This is a genomic window from Oceanobacillus sp. FSL K6-2867 (assembly GCF_037963145.1).
In the GTDB taxonomy this organism is placed as follows: domain Bacteria; phylum Bacillota; class Bacilli; order Bacillales; family Amphibacillaceae; genus Oceanobacillus.
This window is the reverse complement of the sequence record NZ_CP150144.1, coordinates 4,164,739-4,186,634: the sequence shown is the minus strand read 5'-3', so window position 1 is coordinate 4,186,634 and position 21,896 is coordinate 4,164,739. Positions and strand designations below refer to the sequence as shown.

The window sequence follows — 21,896 nt, the reverse complement described above, 5'->3', positions numbered from 1 at the left end:
CATAAATAGAAACGGAGTGGAGATAATGAAGAAAAACAGATTGGGAAAATCCGATATTATGATTTCAGAGCTAACATTAGGCTGTATGTCACTTGGAACGGACATAAATAAAGCGAAGAAAATCATTGATGCCGCAATTGATCATGGAATTAATCATCTAGACACTGCGGATTTATATGATTTCGGTAAAAATGAAGAAATTATTGGTGAAGCTATTAAAAATAAAAGGGAGCAAATTGTCCTCACAACAAAGGTCGGAAACCATTTTGATAAGGAGAAGAAAACATGGTTTTGGGACCCGTCCAAAGGATATATTGAACAAGCTGTTAAAAATAGTTTAAAACGTCTGCAAACAGATTATATTGATTTTTATATGCTGCACGGCGGAACAATTGAAGATCCGATTCATGAGACAATTGATGCTTTCGAAGAATTAAAACAAGCGGGTTACATACGTGCTTATGGAATCTCCTCCATACGTCCAAATGTAATTCGTGAATATATTGAGCATTCGTCTATTGATGGTGTAATGACACAATACAGCCTGCTCGATCGCAGGCCAGAGGAGACGACATTAGATCTTCTTCACGCTAACGGAATTAGCGTACTGGCACGCGGTCCATTAGCAAAAGGAATGCTAAGCAATGACGCCGAAAGGGTTATTAGAAGAAAAGGAGACGAAGGATATCTTGATTATTCCTACACAGAATTATGCGCTGTCCATCAAGGTATCTCCCAATTACAGCAGCACAAATCTTCTCGAAATACTCTCGCATTAAATTATGCGCTGAAGCACCCTGCAATAGCAACAGCAGTCTTTGGAGCAAGCTCGATTGAACAGTTAAAGGAAAACGTAGCATACAATAACACACAGCAATTAACAAATGAGGAATATGACCAATTAAAGCAAATTACAAAAGCTAATATGTACACAAATCATCGATAACAGCTTAAAGCAACTTTAAAAAAGAGCGAAAGCCATTCTTCTGATTGCTTTCGCTCCATTACAATTTATGATACTACCTATCTTTGTATCACTTGCTGAGTAGTAATAAACGGATTTAGGATACCTTCAGGACTAGAAAGCCGGAAAACACCATTTCGAATATCCAGTTTCATGTCATTCGAAAAGAAAACAGCTTGTCTGCTATCAATGAAAGTTGCGAGTGTTGTATTCCCCGTAAGTTCTTCGTAATAATCCTGCCTTTCGGTAACCAATTTAATCGTAGGCAGCCCATTCACACCACATCCACACCCATCTGTGTCATACCATAAAACAAGGCTGCTATCATTTGTTTTAATATCCTTTAGTTCCTGTTCAGCCTCAGGTGTAATCGTTAATTTCATCCTTAAACATCCCTTTTCATATAATAATCATGCCATTTACTTTTTATTAAAAGACCTGTGCAAGAGCTTCTCCATCAGGCCAGGAAATAATCGGTAAAAAACACTCCCGGCTTCCATCCAGAAAGGCATATTAATTTCCCTTTTTTTCGTAAATAAATATCGAATAATTGTATGAGCTACCCGTTGAGGATCAAGCATATACCGATCCACACTTTGCTTGTAGCTTCCGCTCGGATCAGCCGAATTGAAAAAGTTTGTACGTACAGGACCGAGATTAACAGCTGTTACGAAAATTCCCTTGCCAGCCATTTCTTGACGCAATGTATTGGTTAAACCAATAACAGCGTGTTTGGATGCACCATAGGCACCGGATTTTGGCGTGGAAATCTTTCCAGCTTGCGAAGCAATATTTATAATATGTCCTTGTCTATATTGATTGAAGTGAGGAATTAATAACTGGGTGATTCGAATCAACGAAAAAACATTTAACTGGAACATTTCATGTAAATCTAACCATTTCATATCTTCCACAGCATCAAAGACACCCATTCCTGCATTATTAATCAAGCCATGTATTTGCTTATGCTCATCTAAAATGGTTTGGATAGTGATGTCTATATCATCTTTATCCTGTAAATCAACTTTATATATATAACTTTCTGCTTGCAACTCCAATTTCAAGTCCATCTGAATTGCCATTAGTTTATCTTCAGAGCGTGCTAGCATAATTGGAATACCGCCATTTTCTGCTATCTTCCTGCATAACTGTTCACCAATACCGCTTGATGCTCCTGTAATAATAATTTTTCTGGGGTTAAGTGCCTTTTCAATCATATTATATCGTTCCAATCTATTAAATGAAATTCAACACCATGTAAGTTAAATAGAGTCATAACTTTTTATTAATCCTAATTCTAACGCCCTTCAATAGATACTTCAATCCTAACGCATATTAGTAAGGCAGTCTTTGCTTGTGTAAATTGACTTTTAACGTAAAATCTAACACAATTATAAAGAGGTGAAATGTATGACAATGATCATCGCGCATCGCGGAGCTAGTAAAGTTGCTCCTGAAAATACAATGCCAGCATTCGAGCTAGCGCTTCGTATGAAAGCTGAAGCAATTGAAACCGACGTACAGTTGACTAAAGATAACATCCCAGTTCTAATTCATGATGAGCATGTAAAACGCACAACAAACAGTCATGGTTACATAAAAGATTATCATCTTGCAGAATTAAAAAAGCTTGATGCGGGCTCATGGTTTTCAAAAAATTTTGGAGGAGCAACGATATTAACACTGGAGGAATTTCTGCAATGGATGGTTAATACGCCTCTACACTTACATCTTGAACTGAAAAATAATAAAATAGATTATATGCACTTAGAACCAATTGTGTATGAGTTGCTTAGTCAGTATAAAGTTGCAGATCGAACGACCATCTCAACGTTCAATCCAGATAGCGTACAGCGTTTTAGCCAATTAAGCTCAACGATTGAAATTGCATTACTCACATCACGTAAAATCAATAATCTGCCACGCTATGCAAAAGAATTAGGTGCAAAAGCCGTTCATATTAAATATCGGTTGTTAAATAAAAAATTGATTCAACAATGCCAGCATGAGAACATGAGAGTTCGTGTCTATACGGTTAATCAATTCTCATCAATGATGCGCTGCTTTCGGATAGGCTGTGATGGTATATTTACTGATGTTCCTAACAAAGCAATACTATATCGAAATTTGACATAGCACCTAATGGAATGATAAATGGAGGTTTACTATGGAATTAATATTTCTTGGTACAGGCGCCGGTGTTCCCTCTAAAGAGCGCAATGTATCAGCAATAGCGTTATCGCTGTTACAGGAGCTGAACAGCATTTGGCTGTTTGACTGCGGCGAAGCTACACAGCATCAAATTTTACGTACCAGCATAAAACCAAGAAAAATAGATAAAATTTTTATTACCCACCTGCACGGAGACCATATTTATGGTCTTCCTGGTCTTTTAAGCAGTCGCTCCTTTCAGGCTGGAGAAGAATTATTAACTGTATACGGTCCAAAAGGAATTGCAGAATATATTCATACAAGCTTGGATATAAGTGGAACACATCTCAATTACCCATTAAAAGTTGTGGAAATTAATGAAGGCATGATTGTAGAAGATGATACATTCACTGTCCAAGCGGAATTGCTTGATCATGGAATACCAAGTTATGGATTCCGAATTACAGAAAAAGATAAAACTGGAGAATTGCTAGTTGATAAACTACTAGATATTGGGATTAAACCGGGACCAATTTATAGTCAAATTAAAAGCAATACAATGATACAATTAGAAGACGGCCAAAAACTATATCAAAAAGACTTTATAGGTCCAAACAAAAAAGGCCGGGTAATTTGTATACTTGGCGATACCAGAAGCCAAGAGGATTATAGTGAGTTCGTTAAAGGAGCTGATTTACTAATACACGAGGCAACCTTTACGAGCGAAAAAGCCGAGCTGGCACGAAACTATTTTCACTCCACGAATACGGAAGCCGCATTACTTGCTGCTCGAAGTGGTGTAAAACAGTTGCTGTTAACCCATATCTCATCACGTTATCAAACAGAAGATGATCAAAAAATCATTGCAGAGGCTCGTGAAATTTTTCCTGAGACTTATCTAGCCAAAGATTTTTTCCGGTTTCATATAGCAACCAAAAACTAGAGGAGCGTTTTTTATGGATTACATCGAAACAATTGTAAATAATCAACGAGCTTTTTTTCTAAACGGGAATACGGTGGATTATACATTTCGTAAAGATAGATTAGAAAAGCTAAGAGAAATGCTAAAAAAGAACGAGAACAAAATCTATATGGCATTGAAAAAGGACTTAAACAAATCAAAACACGAAACATTAACAACAGAACTTGGATTTCTTTATTCTGAAATTGATGTCGCTATTAAAAATCTTAGGTACTGGATGGCTGCCGAGAAAGTCCCATCCCCTATTACACATAAAGGGTCAAAAAGCTATATTATGAAAGAACCTTTTGGGGTAGTGTTAGTCATATCTCCTTGGAATTATCCGCTGCAGTTAGCACTAGCCCCAGTTATAGGTGCAATCGCTGCCGGAAATTGCGTGATTATAAAGCCATCAGAGTACGCAAAAGCAACGTCCATGCTTTTAGCCGATATGGTTGAAAGTGCTTTCGATAGTTCTTATTTAACGGTTATTGAAGGTGACCAGGAGATAAGCACAGAATTATTAAAACAGCGTTTTGATTCGATTTTCTTTACTGGTAGTTCAGAGGTAGGTAAAATCGTCATGCGTGCAGCAAGTGAGCATTTAACACCTGTTACGCTTGAGCTTGGTGGTAAAAGTCCAGCAATCGTTGATGAAGATGCAAATATAAACCTAGCAGCAAAACGCATTGTATGGGGAAAATTTACTAATGCGGGACAAACCTGCGTTGCACCTGATTACGTATATGTTCATGAATCGGCTAAATTCAAGCTGCTTAAAGCAATGAAGAAGCATGTGAAGGCGTTTTACGGGAAAGACCCACTTCGGAATAGTGATTACACAAAAATTATCAATGAAAAGCATTTTAATCGCCTGGAAGCATTTCTGACAGAGGGCACTGTCTTGCATGGTGGTAATTCAGATCGAGAGTCACTCATGATTGAACCTACGATATTGGACAAAATCACATGGGAAGACTCCGTTATGAAATCAGAAATTTTCGGACCGATTTTGCCAGTGCTCACATTTACAAATATCGAAGATACACTTTATAAAATTAAAAAAATGGAAAAACCGCTTGCCCTTTACTATTTTGGTGATAATGAAAAGATGCAACAGCAAGTTATGGAGTATGTTTCCTTCGGTGGTGGATCCATAAATGATACATTATATCACTTAGCAAATCCTCACCTTCCATTTGGAGGGGTTGGTAATAGCGGCATGGGGTCTTATCATGGGAAACACAGCTTTGATACCTTCTCCCATAAAAAGGGCATCCTAAAACAAACAACAAAATTCGATTTACCCTTCCGTTATCCTGGAAGCAAGCTAGCGGAAACGGTAGTGAAGAATATGATAAAATAGCATGCAAAATCCCGTACCAAATTATAGGCTACGGGATTTATTTTTTATAGTCATCAAGAAAGTCTTTTTGAAAACTTGTTCTCGGCTCTGCATTATCTTTCTTTTCGTTAGTTTCCCATTGCTTAAAAGGGTTTTTTCCATATTTTTCTGCCAAATCATCTATTACACTGTATAGCTTTTCCTTTTTTGCTACGTTCTCATAAGTAAATAAATCGAGCTGCTGGCCAAGCTGTTGTTTTTCTTCTACATCCTGAACTGTAATTCCTAACAAGCGTATTGGTTCCTGATTCCAATGCTGTTCAAATAATTCATTTGCAATAAATAAAATATCAGCCTTCTGATCAATGTACGTTTGCAGTTTTCTGCTCCTTGTAATGGTTTTTCGGTCATGATAGCGAATTGTAATCTGCACACTTTTTCCAGCCGCATTTTTTCGTTTCATTCTTCTCTCCACATTATCTGCCAGCAGAAGCATTAAGCTGTTTATCTCACTCCAATCCGTCGTGTCATACGGCAAGGTCTGTGAGCTTCCGATACTTTTAAATTCGTAGATTGCATCAGGGTCAACAGGTCTTAGATCAATACCATTTGCTCTGTTTTTCAATCGTTCTCCATTAATCCCAAGCAACTGCTTCAGCTCATAGACATTCTTTTTGGCTAAGTCACCAATTGTTTCAACATGAATCGTATTCAATTTTTGCGCTGTTTTTTCTCCAATACCATACATCTCTCCAACTGGTAATGGCCACATCGTCTGGGACAGTTCTCTTTTTCTCAATACTGTTATTCCCAGTGGTTTTTTCATGTCTGATGCCATTTTAGCCAGAAATTTATTTGGCCCGATTCCAATACTGCAAGGTATATCTAATTCATTTAGTATTCGCTGCTGGAGATTTTGTGCAATTTCGATTGGGGTTCCAAGGGCTGCCGTCTCTGTCACATCCATATACCCCTCATCAATCGAAACGGGTTGAACATAAGGAGTAATTTCAGCAAGCATTTTAAAAATTTCCTTAGAAGCAAGCCGATAACGATCAAAATTAGGCTTCATAATAATAAGCTCTGGACAAAGCTTTCTAGCTTGCCAAATTGTCATCGTTGTTTTTACGCCTTTTGCCCTTGCTTCGTAGCTGCTTGTCACAATAATCCCCTTACGCTCCTCAGGGTTTCCAGCAATTGCTAATGGCTTTCCTTTTAAATTTGGGTTATAAGCCATTTCAACTGATGCATAGAAGCAATTCATATCAATATGAAAAATGACCCTTCCTTTTTTTTGTTCAGAAATTGCCATTGTTTTTCCATCCTTTGTTAGCATTCTTACTCTATTATATCACAAAAAGAAAGACCTCCTATGTGTTGACGGCACACAGGAGGTTGGCTGTTTTAGCTATAAGGTGCCTCTTTTATAATTGCGGTAACGAGTTCAGTTACTTTGACAAGATCAGCCACAGCAATGCGTTCATTTGTGGTATGTATCCCTTCATAACCTACTGCCAAGTTTACTGTCGGGATACCAAAGCCTGCGATTACATTCGCGTCACTGCCTCCACCGCTTTTCAGCAGCTTGCTTTCACGACCAATTGATTCAGCAGCTTTTCGAGCTACTTCTACTACTTGATCTCCAGCCTGTTGACTGAATCCAGGATACATTACTTTAATTGTTACATCTGCAGAACCGCCATATTCTGCTGCTGTACTTTCAAAGGCTTCTTTCATTTTTGCTACTTGCGCATCCATTTTTTCAGGTACAAGCGATCTTGCTTCTGCGAGGATTTCAACATGGTCAACAACGATATTCGTTTGTTTTCCACCTTCAAAACGACCGATATTGGCTGTTGTTTCTTCATCAATTCGTCCGAGCGGCATCTTGGATATAGCTTTTGCAGCTAGTGTTATTGCTGATATACCTTTTTCAGGTTCTAAACCAGCATGTGCTGTTTTACCTTTAATAACAGCAAATACTTTGGCTTGTGTTGGTGCAGCTACAACGATATCACCAACATCGCCATCACTATCAAGCGCATAACCGTATTTAGCATGAATACGAGAGCTATCTAATTCTTTTGCTCCGACTAATCCGGATTCCTCCCCAACCGTTATGACAAACTGGATATCTCCATGCTCAATGTTATTTTCTTTTATAACGCGGATGGCTTCCAGCATGGCTGCAAGTCCTGCTTTATCATCCGCTCCTAAAATAGTCGTTCCATCAGAGGTAATATAGCCATCCTTAATGGATGGTTGTATTCCTCTTCCAGGCACAACAGTATCCATATGGGATGTAAAATAGATGGTATCAGCGCCTTCTGCATTTCCTTTCAATGTGCAAATTAAATTCCCCGCACCATGGCCGGTTTTATCTTTGCTTTCATCTTCGTATACTTCTACACCAAGTTTTGCAAATTTATCTTTTAATACTTCAGCAATTTCCGTTTCAAATTTCGTCTCGGAATCAATTTTTACAAGCTCGATAAATTCTTCTACTAATCTTTCTTGATTTACGTTTGTCATTTGTAGTCCTCCTGTCCTAATATATAGGCTACTATAATTTAATCATTTTTTACAGTAAGAGATTCCATTGCTTTCGACTTGAGCCACCCATTTCTTTTTATGACTTGTCCATATTAGGTTTTCACGTTAAAATATCTGTAGAAATGTGTTTTTAGAAGGAGGTACCCTAATGGCTGCAAATACAAATTACAAATCTGCCCCAAGAAAAAAATCAAAACGTGAACGAAGAAATAAAATTATTATTTATATCATGATTATTTTAATGCTAGTGTCGACATTCACTGCTGGATTGGCTTTTATCATTTAATTATTAACCAGAGTTCTTAAAAAATTCTCTCATAAGTCTTCCCTATCAAGTTATTTATGCAAATAGGAAATTCTTCTGCCTTCCCAGTCTCTATAACAGGCCGGACTTTTTCCGGCCTGTTTTTATGACCTTGCATGGTTAAAGGGATACATTTGAAGTTCCTTTGCTTGTTCATAATGATCCGTGATTATTTCATCAAGAATCTGCTCCACATCTTTATTTTCTATTTCAATGTCCAATTGTTCTGCCGATTGAATTACCTGAGCCTCATAAATCTCCTTTTTAATTTGCTGCACATCTTTTCCTTCTGTCATAATACCTAATTCTTCAGCCCGTTTTGTCAGTGCAGCATTTTTAACTTCCGTTTCTATTGCTTCAAAATCTTTTCCTTGCACTGAAACACCTAGCTCAATAGCTTTTTGTTTCATAATAATTTCATACACTTCCTGCGCTATTGCATCCGGAGTTTTCCCATCTGTTTCAATATCAAGCTCCACTGCTTTTTTTATAACTCTTTCATGATGAATTTCCTCCGTTAATTCATCCTTGGATTTTCCCTCTAATTCGATATTTAATTCCTTAGCCGCTCGAACAAGCATTGACTCATATACCTCACTGGCTAGTGTTTGTTCGTCCTTACCTTTTATATCAATACCTAATTCCTTAGCATGCATCTTCAACATCGCTCTGCTTCTGAAGAAAGTATTATTAACTTCCTGTGCTTCGCTTTCTGAATTCCAAATCATGTTGTCATGGCACGTAGCGGAAATGGTTGGGATTTGCCAAACCAATGCTGCTGTAAATGCTGCTGTGAACAAGAATCTTTTCATCATATTCTATAAACATCCTCTCAAAAAGTAAAATAGATTTCTGCCATTTGATAGCATGCCCAGCAGGATTTGAAAAATGAGTATGTTTTTATAAAACCGGACAGTTCTTTAGACTGTTATAACAAAAAAGCTTTATCGCTGGAAGGTAAAACCAGAGCGATAAAGCAAAATGACGTTACGATATTAACCGGTATTATTAGTCAATGTAGATATGTTAACCAGTATCCCGACAGAAATCATTGTAAACAGCAAAGATGACCCACCATAGCTAATGAGCGGCAAGGTGATGCCGGTAATGGGGAGCATACCAGAAACCGCCCCTAAATTAAATACGGCTTGAATCATAATTTGAAACGTAATACCGATTGCCAAAAGCTTTGGGAACATATCAGTACAGTTTTTAGCAATTCGTATTCCCCGAATCATGATAAACAGATAGGAACCAATTACAATAAAGAGACCTATTATCCCAATCTCCTCCAATATAATGGACATAATGAAATCGGTATGCGCTTCAGGCAGGTAACCTAGCTTCTGGACACTATTGCCAAGCCCAGCTCCCCATATACCTCCAGTACCAATAGCAATATAAGAATTCACCAATTGGTAGCCTGAACCTAAATGATTTTCGAATGGATTTAAAAAGGAAGTAATGCGTTCAAAACGGTAAGCCGATGTAAAAGCAAAATAAATAATCCCAATTAGTCCAATACTGCTTAATATAAACAAATGTATTCTTCTTACACCAGAGCAGACAACAATTATTCCGCATACAAATAAAATTAATGCAGCTGAACCTAAATCAGGTTGTTTTAATATTAATAAAAACATAACCCCCAAAATTAAAAGCGGAGGCAAGACACCTTTTTTAAACTCATTAATATAGGCTTGCTTCTTTGAATAAAAGTAAGCAAAGTAAATAATCATAAATAATTTGATTGGCTCTGTAGGCTGAAAAACAAAACCTCCAAGCTGGATCCACCTTTGTGAATTATTGCGTTCTACACCAATTCCAGGTATTAAAATAATGATTAATAATAAAATAGAAATGAATATGAAAACCGGGCTTAACTTACCATAGAGCTGACAAGGTATAGCTGCTGCCACAGCAAAAAAGAACAGCCCAATCAGCAGCCATTGAATCTGTCTTGTAAAAAAATAATTGGCATCCCCATAATGGATATAAGATATTGGGTAACTAGCACTATACACCATGATTACACCAAATCCAGCCAATATTAATATGCTTATTAACAATGAATAGTCCATTTTTTTGAACTTATTCCAAATAAAACTCGTCATGATTAACACCATATCTTTCAAATATTCAGTTGAATGTACTCGCCCTTGTCTTTTACTTCAATAAGAGCATCGTATATTTAACAATAAGTACATCATCGAGTAAGCCGACAGCAAACATATAATCCGGGATCATATCCAGCGTTAAAATAAAATAAATCAAAGCTCCACCCAAAAGTGTAATCTCTGTTTTTGTACCCTTTTGAACACGAAACCGATGATACATGTCTTCCAATTGTTGAACAAACGAATTTGCAGAGCCAGCTTTTTTTAGTTTTTCTTTAAAGCCAGTAATAATCATTTTTCGTCCTTCATCAGTGTGACTATATTCTTGATGCACTTTTAATTCCCGCTCAATATTTTCCATCGTCAGTTTTTCTACTTCTATCTGATACGCAGCTAGTAATTTTTTTGTATAATTCAGTTCAATCTGAACACCAGTACGATTTTTTTCTTCGGTTGTTTCCGCACCATAACCTGCAGCTTCAATTAAATCGACTACCGGAACCTCAAGGTTTTTGGCAAAGCTTTCTAAATGATTTAAGTTTGCTTTTCTTTTCCCGTTAATAATTCGTGATATTGTCGCTGTGTCAATTTCCGTCAGCTTACTTAAATGACGCATTGAGATTGATTTTTCTTGCAGCAATTCCTTTATTCGCATACCTAATTTATTATCTGCACTTATTTCGTCCATTCTCTCATCCTCTCTGTTAATAAATAATAACCTGTATTTGAGGACACACATTATGTTGTACTATACCTTCATGTTGACAAAAAGTCAACATGAAGGTCAACGGAATTTAAAGCATAATAATAGACCCTTGAATTGTCAAGGGCCTTTAACAAAGTAATATTATTAGCAATGAAAATTAAGCTTCATCAAAAAGATTCATACTTAAATAACGTTCGCCTGTATCAGGCGCAATACAAACTACACGTTTTCCTTCACCTAATTTTTTGGCCACTTCTATTGCAGCATAAACTGCAGCAGCACCAGAAGGTCCAATAAAAATTCCCTCTTCCTGAGACAACCTTCGTAACAAACCAATCGCTTCTTCATCACGGATTTGAATGATTTCGTCATAGACACTTGTATTCAATATTTCTGGTATAAACCCAGGACTGGTTCCGACTAATTTATGCTTGCCCGGATTTCCACCTGAGAGCACTGGTGACCCTTTTGGTTCCACAACTGCAATATGAATCCCAGGAATTTTATTCTTTAATGTTTCACCTGTTCCCGTCACTGTCCCGCCAGTTCCAGCTGTACAGACAAATGCATCCAGGTTCCCTCCTGTTTGTTCCATAATTTCCAGTGCAGTCGTGGTTCGATGAATATCGGAATTGGCAGTGTTTTCAAATTGCTGCGGTATAAAGCTTCCAGGGATCTCCGCTTGAATTTCTAATGCTTTTTTAATGGATCCTGGCATCTTCTCTTCACTTGGAGTTAAAACAACCTCTGCACCATAAGCTTTTAAAATATTCCTTCTTTCCATTGTGCTGTTATCAGGCATAACGAGTATAGCTTTATACCCTTTAGCAGCTGCAGTCATCGCAAGGCCGATCCCGGTATTTCCGCTCGTCGGCTCAATAATCGTGTCTCCGGGCTTAATAAGCCCCTTTTCCTCGGCAACCTTAATCATATTAGCTGCCGCGCGATCTTTCACACTTTTGCTTGGATTAAACATTTCAAGCTTAATATAAATATCTGCAGCTCCCTCCGGAACCAGCTTATTGAGTTTTACTAGTGGCGTATTACCAATTAATTCTGTGACATCATTGACTACTTGCATAATCAACCTCTACTTTCCATTATGAATTATTTTTAAGCAATCTTGTATCAAGTGAAATATCTGGATTCATATAAGTAAGAATTTCTAAAAAACGATCTTGGTTTTCTGGAGAAATCGAAAATATATCATACTTTCCACATCTAATTTGAATACGATCCATCGATAAAGCAGGTGCTGTTAAAGGTGCCTTCGATTTAATAATAACTTTAATCTCATTTATCTTTATCGTTTGGCGAATTGGACCATAGTGAATTTTAATTTTTTCGTCCTCTATTTTATAACCGGTCTTAAACCAAAACCATAAAAGAAATAACCCTAAAAGCAGCATGATAAAAGCAGACATCAGCTGTGCCTTTATTAATGGTGTCATAAACCCGAGCAAGGCAATTCCCCAGATCACAATTGTTAACCATTTATCCCTTTTGGATGGGAAATACATTCCATTTCCTCCTGCACTAAGTAATACTTAAATAATTAATTGTTTTGTAATTTTAATTATAGACATTTTTTTCAGCCATTACCATTAATTAAATCTGATAAAAATCTAATAAATCTTTCATGATCTCTCTTCATCAAAAGTAGTTCTTTATAAGAAACAAAAGCGACAACGGTTACCTTTCTTAATAAAGAACGATATTGGTATGAATCCCTATAAAGCTTTTCATATCATAGTTCAACTCATCTTTCCCAAAGGAATAAATACCCCATTATTATTTATTATATACCCTATACCCGTACAAGAGAAATGTGGGTGGACAGAAAAAATCCTCTGCATATTTGCATACAGAGGATTGATTCGAAATAAAGCTTTATATTAAATTTGCTAAATTTTTAAATTCCAGTTCCTCAAATTTCATTGATACTCTATCTTTATCATATTTCCATAACGCCGTATCCAATGGGCAGCTAATTGGAACATCGCATTTAATCCGAGCTAATGATCTTGATAAGTGAAGCATGTCCAAGTTGTTATTAATCTTTGTTTGAACCCCTTTTGGGAGCTCATCTATATTATCCAGCAAATTATCAATTGTTTCATATTCCTGCAAGAGCTTTAATGCTGTTTTTTCACCAATGCCTTTAACACCTGGATAATTATCAGCAGTGTCACCCATCAGGCCTTTTAAATCAATAATTTGCTCCGGAGAAATTCCTTTTTTATCATAAAAATTATGATAATCGAACACCTCATAGTTTCCTTGCCCTTTTTTCATAATTGCAACACGAACGCCTTCATCAACAAGCTGCAGTATATCCTGGTCACCAGTAAGAATTATTACTTCGTCTGTTTTGCTATAAATGCGGGCAAGTGTTCCAATACAATCATCTGCTTCAAAGTTTGTTAACCCAATGTTTGGCATATCAAATGCTTCCACAACTTCTTTTACTAAGTCGAATTGCGGAATGAGTTCTTCTGGTGGTGCATCGCGGTTTGCTTTATAGCCTTCATAAAGCTCTGTACGAAAAGTCTTGCTTCCCATATCCCAGCAGCATATTACATGTGATGGTTTAAATGTATCGACAGCATCTAAAAAATACCGCATAAATTGATAAATACCGTTTGTGGGAATTCCTTTACTTGTCCGCATGAAATTTCCTCTAAAAGATGTCGCGAAAAAGCCACGGAACAAAAGAGCCATCCCATCAACCAATAATACGTTGTTTTTATTCATAATTTTACACTTCCTCTAATGCTTTATAATCGAATTTAACTGTTTCTGCTTTTCTAGTAGATTTGGCATTTCCGCTGTTGATTGAAGCATTTTTAAATAGTTATCCACTTGCAAGTGGATATTTTGTTCAGCATGCACACGAATAGTTTGTATTAGGCTCTCCAATTGCTTTTGATAAGAACTTTCCATAAATGAATGATTTGTATCTATATATTGTTGTGCACAAGGTTTTATTATAACATACATTTGTTCCTTCATAAATTCTTTTTCATTTTTTTCAAAGAATGCCTTTGTGCCTTTATACTTAGAAAATACAGGATTAAAATGGGATAAATCAATATTTGTTAATCCTTTTTCAAAGGATGGTGTTTTAATTTCCATTTTCTGCATATCTGGAAGTTCAAATAATGAATCGATTTTCAAACTTTTATCTGCTAATGTTTGGTGTACTTCGTTTAATTGCTCGTGTATATAAGACTCTATTCGAAGTGAGACAGCTTGTAGCTCTTGAAGAAGCTCAAACGCGATATATTCGAGAAGATTTTCAAGGCCTTTTCTTAGCTGATTTTGTGCTTTTTTCCCTGATTCAGTAATGGTTGTCGGATTATACATTTCTTTGAACATATCATGAAAGCGGATCGATAATCTTTCTAAAACATAAAACAATTGTTTATTAATTTTTTGAGCAATTTGATCTTTATATACCGAAAAATTGTATGAATTGATTTCGGAAATAAGCCTCTTTTCCTTAGTTTTTATCTCATTTATCCTAATTTCTTTCTCTTGCCGGTCCATGTTTAAGGATTGAATATAATTGTTGAGCGTATGGCTCGTTCGCTCTATATTGCGAATTGCAGATTCAATTGTAAGTGTTGCTAGGTCATGATAAATAAACTGGTAAAAATCTGCCTCCAGCTGCTGCATTTGTTTATTGAGCGATTTTTTTACTGTTTTTTGCTCCAATGACATTTTGCTTGAAACCGGGTAAAGCCTTGGAAGTCGGATACCTAATTGTAATAATTGTTCCTGCACGTAATCAGTTACAAGTTTTAGTTCTGCTTCGTCTGCAGCTAAATCTGCCGCATTAACAATAAAAAACATTTTGTCCAGCTGAAATGCTTCTTTTACTCTTCCCAATTGCATCAGAAAATCTTTATCTGCGCGTGATAAAGCATGGTTATAATAGGTTACATAAAGAATTGCGTCTGCATGCTTAATATATTCAAAGGCAACGTTCGTATGTCGCGCGTTAATCGAATCGGCTCCAGGTGTATCAACAAGTGTAATCCCTTCTCTTGTAAGGGCACAATCATAATACAGGTTAATGGATTCGATATAACACGCTTTTGTCTCGTCTGTTACGTAGCTGGCAAATTGTTCAAGATTAATCGTGATTGTTTTCCCGATGACATCTCGGTGTTCTCCGTAACCTATCAGCATGGCATGCAAATATGCTTGATACATCTTGTTTAATTGATCACTCTTATCAAGTTCATTTGCTTTTACCCATTCAATTAGTTCATGGAATCCCGACACTTTTGGGGACAGCTTCTTTGTAATCATTTGTAAGTCATTTGCTAATACTGCTTGATTTTTTAATGTAACAACAACCGTACCATGCGGGTATTTTTCATTAACTGGACAGATCCGGTTCACTGTAGCAGTTGTTGGGTTGGGTGAGACCGGCAAAACCTTCTCACCCATCAGCGCATTTGCAAATGATGATTTACCAGCACTAAATGCCCCGAACAGGGCTATCGTGTAGGAACGATTTTTCAGCCGATCTGCTTTTTCCATTAATTCTGTCTTTAGGGATTCAAATCCTGGCAACTTATGAATCAGTTTTATCGTTGATTCAATACTCTCAACGACATCCTCCAACTTCATTTTCTTTGCAGAACCATTATTCTCAAAGTCCTTTGTGCTAGGCTTCTTGTTTTCCTTCATGAAGACCGTTCTTTTATCTACTTCTACTCTAATAGGCTTTGGCTTTCTATCTAATGCTTGCTTCACTAAATCCCATGCAGATGCTTCAGCTTTTGGTTCATTATATTGCTTCTCTAACTGTACGTATGCAGCTTGCCATTCTGATTCTAGCTGCTTTATTGATTCATTCACATTCTGTTGTTGTTTTAAATGAGCAAGCCTTTGCTCATAGATACCCTTTTCTTCCTCATTTTTTTCAACAATTAATGACTGAATTACATGCAACAGCTTTCTGGCAAGCTGTTTGTAACTATTTTTAATATTTGCTGATACATCATTCGTATAATTTAATACATAATCCCCATTCACTTTTGCACCTGGCTTCATTAATTGCAGTAAATGGTCAAGCTCGTATGTAACCACCAACCCATTAATATCACTTTGAAGGGATGTATCATTTACTGCATATTTTTTCAGTAATGCAAGCAGTTTATCGCGAAACTTCCATTGAATAGACTTTTGCATATTTTCTTTTAACGGAGCAAGAAATTGTTCTGCTCGCGCAATTTTTTCCAGTTCCGTTTTCTTTTTCGACGCAAATAGGCCGATTTTAAAATCAGATTGCTGGGATTCTAAAAATAACTGTGCTTTATCCCTAAGATGTGCTGGCATTAAATAGGCATTATTTAATGTTTGTTGCAGTTCTTCCAAGAATTCTTGCTCAAATATCATCGGTTCATTCTCAAGATACAGTAATTTTTCTTCTGTTGCAGCAAGGTCATCTAAATATGAATTATCAGATTGTACTGCCTCACCAGCTGTTATTTCATTGATTAATGATTCATACTTTGCTGCAAGGAATGAACGGTGCTCATCCATTACTTGCCATACAGATTGCTGAATATGGAGATATTTCGGGCGGTCAGGTCCCATCATAATAAATATTTTTTCCTTGATTTTTTCAAATTCGTTATGGTCTATACTTGGCTCTTTTAGTGAAGTATAATAGATTTCATTTGGTTTTAAGCTCCATTGATCAAACGTTTGTTTAATATTTTTGTCGAATGATATAAAACTTAGTTCCTGTTCATCATGCTTGTCAATTTGATTAATTACAACAAAATAAGGCAATTTTTTCTCTTGAATGGACTTTAAAAATTGCAAATTAACCTCTGATTGTACATGATTATAATCCATCACATAAAATAAGACATCAGCTAAATGTAAGGATGCCTCTGTCATAATTCGGTCTGCATCATCTGCAGCATCGATACCGGGCGTATCAATAAGTGCAGAGCCTGTAGGTACAATTTGTTTCCCTGTACTTATTTCAATTTTTTTAATCGTCTCTTTATCTTTCGAATATTCCTTAATCATTTCAATATCATATGGTTCTTTGTATTCAACAGGCTGCTCTGTCGTAAAAAATACTCTCGCAGCCGCATCACCCGAATTAATTTTAACAACGTTTGCACTTGTTGGTATCGGACTCTTTGGTAAAATTTCTTCCCCTAATAATGCATTTATCATTGAAGATTTCCCGGCTGAAAAGTGTCCAGCAAAACTGATAACAAGCTCTTGTTTTTTAAATTTCTCATAAATGTCAAGAATTTTAGCTGCGTTTAAATTATCCCCGTTTTGTTTCATTTGGACATACAAAGCAACTAGCTGTTCTGCATTTAACGACTCTTTTCTATCTTTTACGATCACGGTATTCATGTCCCCTTCTTACTCATCCCAATTTAAAGTCTATTATACGAAATTAGTCATTGAATTGCCACCAATTATAAAAGCGATTTCACAAATAAGGGCATTATTTTTTTCAAAAAGAAGTTCATTATTTAATTTACATAATATTATTATGGTAATCCAAATAAAATTCAATCCATAGTTAAAAACCTAGAAACATACATAATCATGTTTCTAGGCTTTATTTGTCATCAAAAGCTTTACTACACCTTGTTTATACAGGATATACACCATGCTTTCTTTCGGTGAACACAACATTTTTAGCTGCATAAATAGAGAAACGCTTCACTAGCTCCTGCCTTAATGTATTTGGGTCGATGACGTCATCGATTACCATTTCAGATGCAAGGCGATAAACATCAATATTTTCTTTGTATTCATCCTGTTTTTGTTTAATAAATGCAGCGCGATCCTCTTCCGGTAATTGGGCAATTTTATTAGCTTCGACAGCATTTACTGCTGCTTCTGGTCCCATTACTGCAATTTGTGCATTCGGAAATGCTAAACAGCAATCCGGGTCAAACGCTGGACCTGACATTGCATAAAGGCCTGCACCATATGCCTTTCGAACAATGACTGATATTTTGGGTACTGTTACCTCGCTCATCGCTGAAAGCATTTTGGCACCATGCCGAATAATACCTTGCCTTTCTACCTTTGTTCCTATCATAAACCCTGGTACATCTGTTAAGAATAGTAGTGGGATATTAAAGGCATCACATAGCTGGATAAATTTTGCTGCTTTATCAGCAGAATCTGTAAATAAAACTCCGCCTTTTACGCGTGGCTGGTTTGCGATAATGCCTACAGAACTTCCGTCAATCCGTGCAAGTCCAGTAATTAATTCAGCAGCAAAATTCTTTTTAATTTCACAGAAACTGCCATCATCAATAATTCGATCGATTAAATCATACATATTAAACGGGGCATTTTGATTTTCCGGAATAATATCAGTGATTGTTTTTTCAAATGCTTGAACAGGTTTGGCATCCATTTTATTCGGCATCGACCTGAAATTTGCAGGAAAATAACTTAAATAGTTCTGTGCATATTGGATTGCCTCTTCCTCTGTCTTCACTAATACATCCCCAACACCTGAAACTGAACAATGCATTGCTGCACCACCCATTTCCTCCAATGTTACCTTCTCTCCGATTACTTTTTCTGCCATTCTTGGAGAACCTAAATACATGGAGGCATTCCCGTCAACCATGATAACGATGTCGCAGAACGCTGGTATATATGCTCCTCCTGCTGCTGATGGTCCAAATAGCAAACATACTTGCGGTACTCTTCCCGATAATTTAATTTGATTATGAAAAATTCGCCCTGCGCCGCGCCTGCCAGGAAACATTTCGATTTGATCGGTAATTCTGGCACCAGCTGAATCCACCAAATAAACCATTGGCAGTTCAAGCTTCATTGCTGTTTCTTGTATCCGCAGTATTTTCTCAACCGTTCGCTTCCCCCAGGAACCAGCCTTTACTGTCGAATCATTCGCCATCACACAAACATCCTGATTGTTAACTTTTCCAATGCCTGTAACTACCCCATCAGATGGTAAATCATCTTCCATGCAATTAGCGAAGAATGCATCTTCAATATTCATGCCATTATCAAATAAAAGCTCTAACCGTTTTCGTACAAAAAGCTTTCCTTTTTCTTCATTGCTTTTATGGTACTTGTCTTTTCCACCTTTTTCTATCCTCTGCATTCTTTCCTGCAATTCTTCTAAATAAGACATGTAACATCCCCCTCGCTAAATACCTTTGTATATCGGTTTTCTTTTTTCCTTGAAGGCTTGAAGACCTTCCAGTCTGTCTGCTGTCGGAATAGTTTCCGCATAGCATGCACGCTCTATGTCTACCCCCTGTTTTATATCTGTTTGTGCTCCTTTATTGATAGCTATTTTAGCCTGTTTCAAAGCAATTGGACCGTTTGAGGCAATCGTTTTCGCCATGACCAATGCTTCTGTTAATAGGTCTGCTTGTTTAGCTGTTTGTTCAACCAAGCCTATGGTGATGGCTTCTGAAGCTTCGATTGGTTTCGCAGTAAAAATCAGACGCTTAGCATGTCCTGATCTGACAAGACGTGGCAGTCGCTGTGTGCCACCTGCACCTGGAATTATGGCTAGAGATGTTTCAGTTAAGCCCAGTTTTATATCTTTTGCAGCAATCCGGATATCACAAGAGAGAGCTAATTCCAACCCGCCACCATAGGCAGCACCATTCATCGCCGCAATTACAGGCATATTCATTGCCTCAATTGCGTTTGCGGTCTCTCCTATGTAACGAACCGCCTTAATTACTTCTTCTTCTGACATTCCCTTCCGCTCTTTTAAATCTGCCCCCGCGCAAAAAGCTTTCTCGCCTGCACCGGTAATAACCGTACAGTATATCGATTTATTTTGATTAATTTCATTTACTGCTTCGTTTAACTCATCCAATAATGCCTTTGATAGTGCATTTGCAGCTTCTGGTCGATTGAGCGTTAGGACAGCTACATGCCTATCATGTATATTGATTGTAATTAAAGCCATCATGTCCTCCTTCAGAATAAGCAGTCGCCTTTTTATTCTATTACGAGCATTCTATAACAGATTCAATCTATCTAATATCCTGCACACATCCAGTGAAGGCTGTTGAGCCATCTTGTTATCGCACTTATGTGTCGAACCTCTGCTTTTCTTCCAACAGTCATCTACTTATTTTCCTGAGCTAAATCTATATAGCGTTCGTTTTTGAAATTTTAGCGCTACTGTAATATCCCGGAACTATGGGATTAGAATCTATTCAATGACGGCTAAAATATCATCATCATTTACAAAATCGCCCTCTGCTACTTTTAATTCCTTTACTATCCCAGAGCTTTCCGCGGTAACTGGAATTTCCATTTTCATCGATTCAAGTATTACAATATCTTGACCTTCCTCTACTTGATCTCCTACACCCACTACAATTTTCCATACACTCCCTGCCATACTTGCTTTTACTTCTTCCATATAAATTCCTCCTCAAATACTTCTATTTTCGATAAAAATCTTCAATAAAACCAGTCGTTGTATTTCCTTTTATAAATTGTTCATGCTCTACAATCTTTTGTAACATAGAAATATTAGTTTTAATACCTTCGATTTTATAATTAGACAAAGCTTCCTTTAATAATGCGATTGCTTCTTCACGATTATTCCCTTTTACAATTAACTTTCCAATCATCGGATCATAAAACGGAGTTACATCATAATTGGCAGTCACAGCTACTTCATTGCGTATATTCGGTCCTTCAGGTAATTCAAACTGAGAAATATGACCTGGGGAAGGAAAGAATGTAACTGGATCCTCTGCATAAATTCTTGCCTCAATCGCATGACCATCTATTTGTAAATCTGTTTGTTTAATTGTCATTTTCTTACCAGCTGCAATGTGCAGCTGCTCTTCAACAATATCAATTCCAGTAATTTCTTCAGTAACGGGGTGTTCAACTTGAATTCTCGTGTTCATTTCTAGGAAATAAAAATTTTCTGATTCATCTACTAAAAATTCAATCGTCCCTGCATTGGTGTACTCAAGTGCCTTGACAGCTTTAACTGCAGCTTCGCCCATACGCTGTCTAGTGGATTCTGAAATAAACTGTGATGGCGCTTCTTCGATAACTTTCTGATTTCGACGCTGTATCGAACATTCACGTTCATATAGATGAATAGCATTTCCATGATGATCTGCTAAAATTTGTATTTCAATATGACGGGCATTTTCAATTTTCTTTTCCATAAACATGGATCCATCACCGAAAAACATTTTTGCACGCTTTGAATTTCCTTCAAAAGCTTTGGACAGCTCCTCGTCAGACCAGACAACCTGCATACCAATCCCGCCACCCCCAGCTGAGGCTTTGAGCATAATTGGATAACCAATTTGCTGTACAATCTTTACTGCATCCTCTTTTGTCGCAGTCGCTTCATCAGTTCCAGGTACCACGGGAATGCCGATTCGCTTCATTGCATTTCTTGCCGCTATTTTACTTCCCATCTGTTTCATGACGCTTCCCGTCGGTCCAATGAATATCAATCCTTCTTCCAAACAGCGATTTGCAAATGTTTCACTCTCACTAAGAAAACCATATCCAGGATGAATCGCATCTACATTTGCTTCTTTAGCAATATCAATTATCCGTTCAACATTTAAATAACTCTCATTTACACGCGGAGGGCCAACCAAAAATTTCAGATCTGCTAGTGATACATACGGAGATTTCTGATCTGCTTCTGAAAAAATGGCTGCTGTCTGAATTCCTAATTTCTTACATGTCCGAATAATTCGTGCTGCAATTTCTCCTCGATTTGCAATAAGTACTTTTTTAATCATTT

Annotated in this window: 20 protein-coding genes; 5 read left to right on the top strand and 15 right to left on the bottom strand. The window is 37.0% G+C overall.

Annotated features, from left to right (window positions below):
- Positions 1-25: 25 nt before the first annotated feature.
- Positions 26-946, top strand: coding sequence for an aldo/keto reductase (locus tag NSQ77_RS20305; RefSeq protein ID WP_339227905.1), 921 nt, complete (start codon positions 26-28; stop codon positions 944-946).
- A 77-nt stretch (positions 947-1,023) separates the two neighbouring features.
- Here the strand turns inward: NSQ77_RS20305 and NSQ77_RS20300 are convergent, their stop codons facing one another.
- On the bottom strand, positions 1,024-1,347 hold the full coding sequence (locus tag NSQ77_RS20300; RefSeq protein WP_339227904.1) for an iron-sulfur cluster biosynthesis family protein: 324 nt from the start codon (positions 1,345-1,347) through the stop codon (positions 1,024-1,026).
- 36 nt (positions 1,348-1,383) lie between these two features.
- Entirely contained in the window at positions 1,384-2,181 is a 798-nt protein-coding gene (locus tag NSQ77_RS20295; protein WP_339227903.1) for an SDR family oxidoreductase, read from the bottom strand.
- 193 nt (positions 2,182-2,374) lie between these two features.
- Between NSQ77_RS20295 and NSQ77_RS20290 the strand changes: the two genes are divergently transcribed.
- The 3 genes from NSQ77_RS20290 to NSQ77_RS20280 are packed head-to-tail and all read left to right on the top strand — an operon-like array spanning position 2,375 to position 5,442.
- The gene (locus NSQ77_RS20290; protein ID WP_339227902.1) at positions 2,375-3,100 is read left to right on the top strand and encodes a glycerophosphodiester phosphodiesterase; all 726 of its coding nucleotides are present in this window, start codon (positions 2,375-2,377) and stop codon (positions 3,098-3,100) included.
- A 31-nt stretch (positions 3,101-3,131) separates the two neighbouring features.
- Positions 3,132-4,058, top strand: coding sequence for a ribonuclease Z (gene rnz / locus NSQ77_RS20285; RefSeq protein WP_339227900.1), 927 nt, complete (start codon positions 3,132-3,134; stop codon positions 4,056-4,058).
- A gap of 13 nt (positions 4,059-4,071) precedes the next feature.
- Positions 4,072-5,442 carry an aldehyde dehydrogenase gene (locus NSQ77_RS20280; protein ID WP_339227899.1) on the top strand — a complete coding sequence of 457 codons (1,371 nt, stop codon included), beginning with the start codon at positions 4,072-4,074 and terminating at the stop codon, positions 5,440-5,442.
- Between the two features lie 37 nt (positions 5,443-5,479).
- Here NSQ77_RS20280 and NSQ77_RS20275 read toward each other — a convergent pair whose 3' ends face one another.
- The gene (locus NSQ77_RS20275; protein ID WP_339227898.1) at positions 5,480-6,733 is read right to left on the bottom strand and encodes a DNA polymerase IV; all 1,254 of its coding nucleotides are present in this window, start codon (positions 6,731-6,733) and stop codon (positions 5,480-5,482) included.
- A 92-nt stretch (positions 6,734-6,825) separates the two neighbouring features.
- Complete coding sequence (locus NSQ77_RS20270) at positions 6,826-7,953, bottom strand: M20/M25/M40 family metallo-hydrolase (protein ID WP_339227897.1); 1,128 nt, start codon at positions 7,951-7,953, stop codon at positions 6,826-6,828.
- 169 nt (positions 7,954-8,122) lie between these two features.
- Here NSQ77_RS20270 and prli42 point away from each other — a divergent pair, with 169 nt between their 5' ends.
- Complete coding sequence (gene prli42 / locus NSQ77_RS20265) at positions 8,123-8,260, top strand: stressosome-associated protein Prli42 (protein WP_339227896.1); 138 nt, start codon at positions 8,123-8,125, stop codon at positions 8,258-8,260.
- 122 nt (positions 8,261-8,382) lie between these two features.
- Here the strand turns inward: prli42 and NSQ77_RS20260 are convergent, their stop codons facing one another.
- The 11 genes from NSQ77_RS20260 to NSQ77_RS20210 all read right to left on the bottom strand — a co-directional run bounded on the left by NSQ77_RS20260 (position 8,383) and on the right by NSQ77_RS20210 (position 21,894).
- The gene (locus NSQ77_RS20260; RefSeq protein ID WP_339227895.1) at positions 8,383-9,093 is read right to left on the bottom strand and encodes a hypothetical protein; all 711 of its coding nucleotides are present in this window, start codon (positions 9,091-9,093) and stop codon (positions 8,383-8,385) included.
- Between the two features lie 180 nt (positions 9,094-9,273).
- Positions 9,274-10,392: a putative lipid II flippase FtsW gene (ftsW, locus tag NSQ77_RS20255; protein WP_339227894.1), complete on the bottom strand. Its 1,119-nt coding sequence runs from the start codon at positions 10,390-10,392 to the stop codon at positions 9,274-9,276.
- A 52-nt stretch (positions 10,393-10,444) separates the two neighbouring features.
- The gene (locus NSQ77_RS20250) at positions 10,445-11,083 is read right to left on the bottom strand and encodes a helix-turn-helix domain-containing protein (protein ID WP_339227892.1); all 639 of its coding nucleotides are present in this window, start codon (positions 11,081-11,083) and stop codon (positions 10,445-10,447) included.
- Between the two features lie 175 nt (positions 11,084-11,258).
- On the bottom strand, positions 11,259-12,182 hold the full coding sequence (gene cysK / locus NSQ77_RS20245) for a cysteine synthase A (protein WP_339227890.1): 924 nt from the start codon (positions 12,180-12,182) through the stop codon (positions 11,259-11,261).
- A 19-nt stretch (positions 12,183-12,201) separates the two neighbouring features.
- On the bottom strand, positions 12,202-12,621 hold the full coding sequence (locus NSQ77_RS20240) for a PH domain-containing protein (protein ID WP_339227889.1): 420 nt from the start codon (positions 12,619-12,621) through the stop codon (positions 12,202-12,204).
- 370 nt (positions 12,622-12,991) lie between these two features.
- Positions 12,992-13,855, bottom strand: a complete 864-nt coding sequence (locus tag NSQ77_RS20235) for a 5'-3' exonuclease H3TH domain-containing protein (protein ID WP_339227888.1) — start codon at positions 13,853-13,855, stop codon at positions 12,992-12,994.
- A 15-nt stretch (positions 13,856-13,870) separates the two neighbouring features.
- Entirely contained in the window at positions 13,871-17,491 is a 3,621-nt protein-coding gene (locus NSQ77_RS20230; protein WP_339227887.1) for a dynamin family protein, read from the bottom strand.
- A 253-nt stretch (positions 17,492-17,744) separates the two neighbouring features.
- A complete protein-coding gene (locus tag NSQ77_RS20225; RefSeq protein WP_339227886.1) occupies positions 17,745-19,274 on the bottom strand; it encodes an acyl-CoA carboxylase subunit beta in 1,530 nt (509 codons plus the stop codon).
- Positions 19,275-19,289: 15 nt separating this feature from the next.
- The gene (locus tag NSQ77_RS20220) at positions 19,290-20,072 is read right to left on the bottom strand and encodes an enoyl-CoA hydratase (protein ID WP_339227885.1); all 783 of its coding nucleotides are present in this window, start codon (positions 20,070-20,072) and stop codon (positions 19,290-19,292) included.
- A gap of 246 nt (positions 20,073-20,318) precedes the next feature.
- Complete coding sequence (locus tag NSQ77_RS20215; RefSeq protein ID WP_339227884.1) at positions 20,319-20,531, bottom strand: acetyl-CoA carboxylase biotin carboxyl carrier protein subunit; 213 nt, start codon at positions 20,529-20,531, stop codon at positions 20,319-20,321.
- A gap of 22 nt (positions 20,532-20,553) precedes the next feature.
- Positions 20,554-21,894: an acetyl-CoA carboxylase biotin carboxylase subunit gene (locus NSQ77_RS20210; protein WP_339227883.1), complete on the bottom strand. Its 1,341-nt coding sequence runs from the start codon at positions 21,892-21,894 to the stop codon at positions 20,554-20,556.
- Positions 21,895-21,896: the final 2 nt, after the last annotated feature.

Coding starts and splice junctions, on each gene's coding strand:
- NSQ77_RS20305 (WP_339227905.1), top strand. CDS start 26: ATGAAGAAAAACAGATTGGGAAAATCCGATATTATGATTTCAGAGCTA.
- NSQ77_RS20300 (WP_339227904.1), bottom strand. CDS start 1,347: ATGAAATTAACGATTACACCTGAGGCTGAACAGGAACTAAAGGATATT.
- NSQ77_RS20295 (WP_339227903.1), bottom strand. CDS start 2,181: ATGATTGAAAAGGCACTTAACCCCAGAAAAATTATTATTACAGGAGCA.
- NSQ77_RS20290 (WP_339227902.1), top strand. CDS start 2,375: ATGACAATGATCATCGCGCATCGCGGAGCTAGTAAAGTTGCTCCTGAA.
- rnz (WP_339227900.1), top strand. CDS start 3,132: ATGGAATTAATATTTCTTGGTACAGGCGCCGGTGTTCCCTCTAAAGAG.
- NSQ77_RS20280 (WP_339227899.1), top strand. CDS start 4,072: ATGGATTACATCGAAACAATTGTAAATAATCAACGAGCTTTTTTTCTA.
- NSQ77_RS20275 (WP_339227898.1), bottom strand. CDS start 6,733: ATGGCAATTTCTGAACAAAAAAAAGGAAGGGTCATTTTTCATATTGAT.
- NSQ77_RS20270 (WP_339227897.1), bottom strand. CDS start 7,953: ATGACAAACGTAAATCAAGAAAGATTAGTAGAAGAATTTATCGAGCTT.
- prli42 (WP_339227896.1), top strand. CDS start 8,123: ATGGCTGCAAATACAAATTACAAATCTGCCCCAAGAAAAAAATCAAAA.
- NSQ77_RS20260 (WP_339227895.1), bottom strand. CDS start 9,093: ATGATGAAAAGATTCTTGTTCACAGCAGCATTTACAGCAGCATTGGTT.
- ftsW (WP_339227894.1), bottom strand. CDS start 10,392: ATGACGAGTTTTATTTGGAATAAGTTCAAAAAAATGGACTATTCATTG.
- NSQ77_RS20250 (WP_339227892.1), bottom strand. CDS start 11,083: ATGGACGAAATAAGTGCAGATAATAAATTAGGTATGCGAATAAAGGAA.
- cysK (WP_339227890.1), bottom strand. CDS start 12,182: ATGCAAGTAGTCAATGATGTCACAGAATTAATTGGTAATACGCCACTA.
- NSQ77_RS20240 (WP_339227889.1), bottom strand. CDS start 12,621: ATGTATTTCCCATCCAAAAGGGATAAATGGTTAACAATTGTGATCTGG.
- NSQ77_RS20235 (WP_339227888.1), bottom strand. CDS start 13,855: ATGAATAAAAACAACGTATTATTGGTTGATGGGATGGCTCTTTTGTTC.
- NSQ77_RS20225 (WP_339227886.1), bottom strand. CDS start 19,274: ATGTCTTATTTAGAAGAATTGCAGGAAAGAATGCAGAGGATAGAAAAA.
- NSQ77_RS20220 (WP_339227885.1), bottom strand. CDS start 20,072: ATGATGGCTTTAATTACAATCAATATACATGATAGGCATGTAGCTGTC.
- NSQ77_RS20215 (WP_339227884.1), bottom strand. CDS start 20,531: ATGGAAGAAGTAAAAGCAAGTATGGCAGGGAGTGTATGGAAAATTGTA.
- NSQ77_RS20210 (WP_339227883.1), bottom strand. CDS start 21,894: ATGATTAAAAAAGTACTTATTGCAAATCGAGGAGAAATTGCAGCACGA.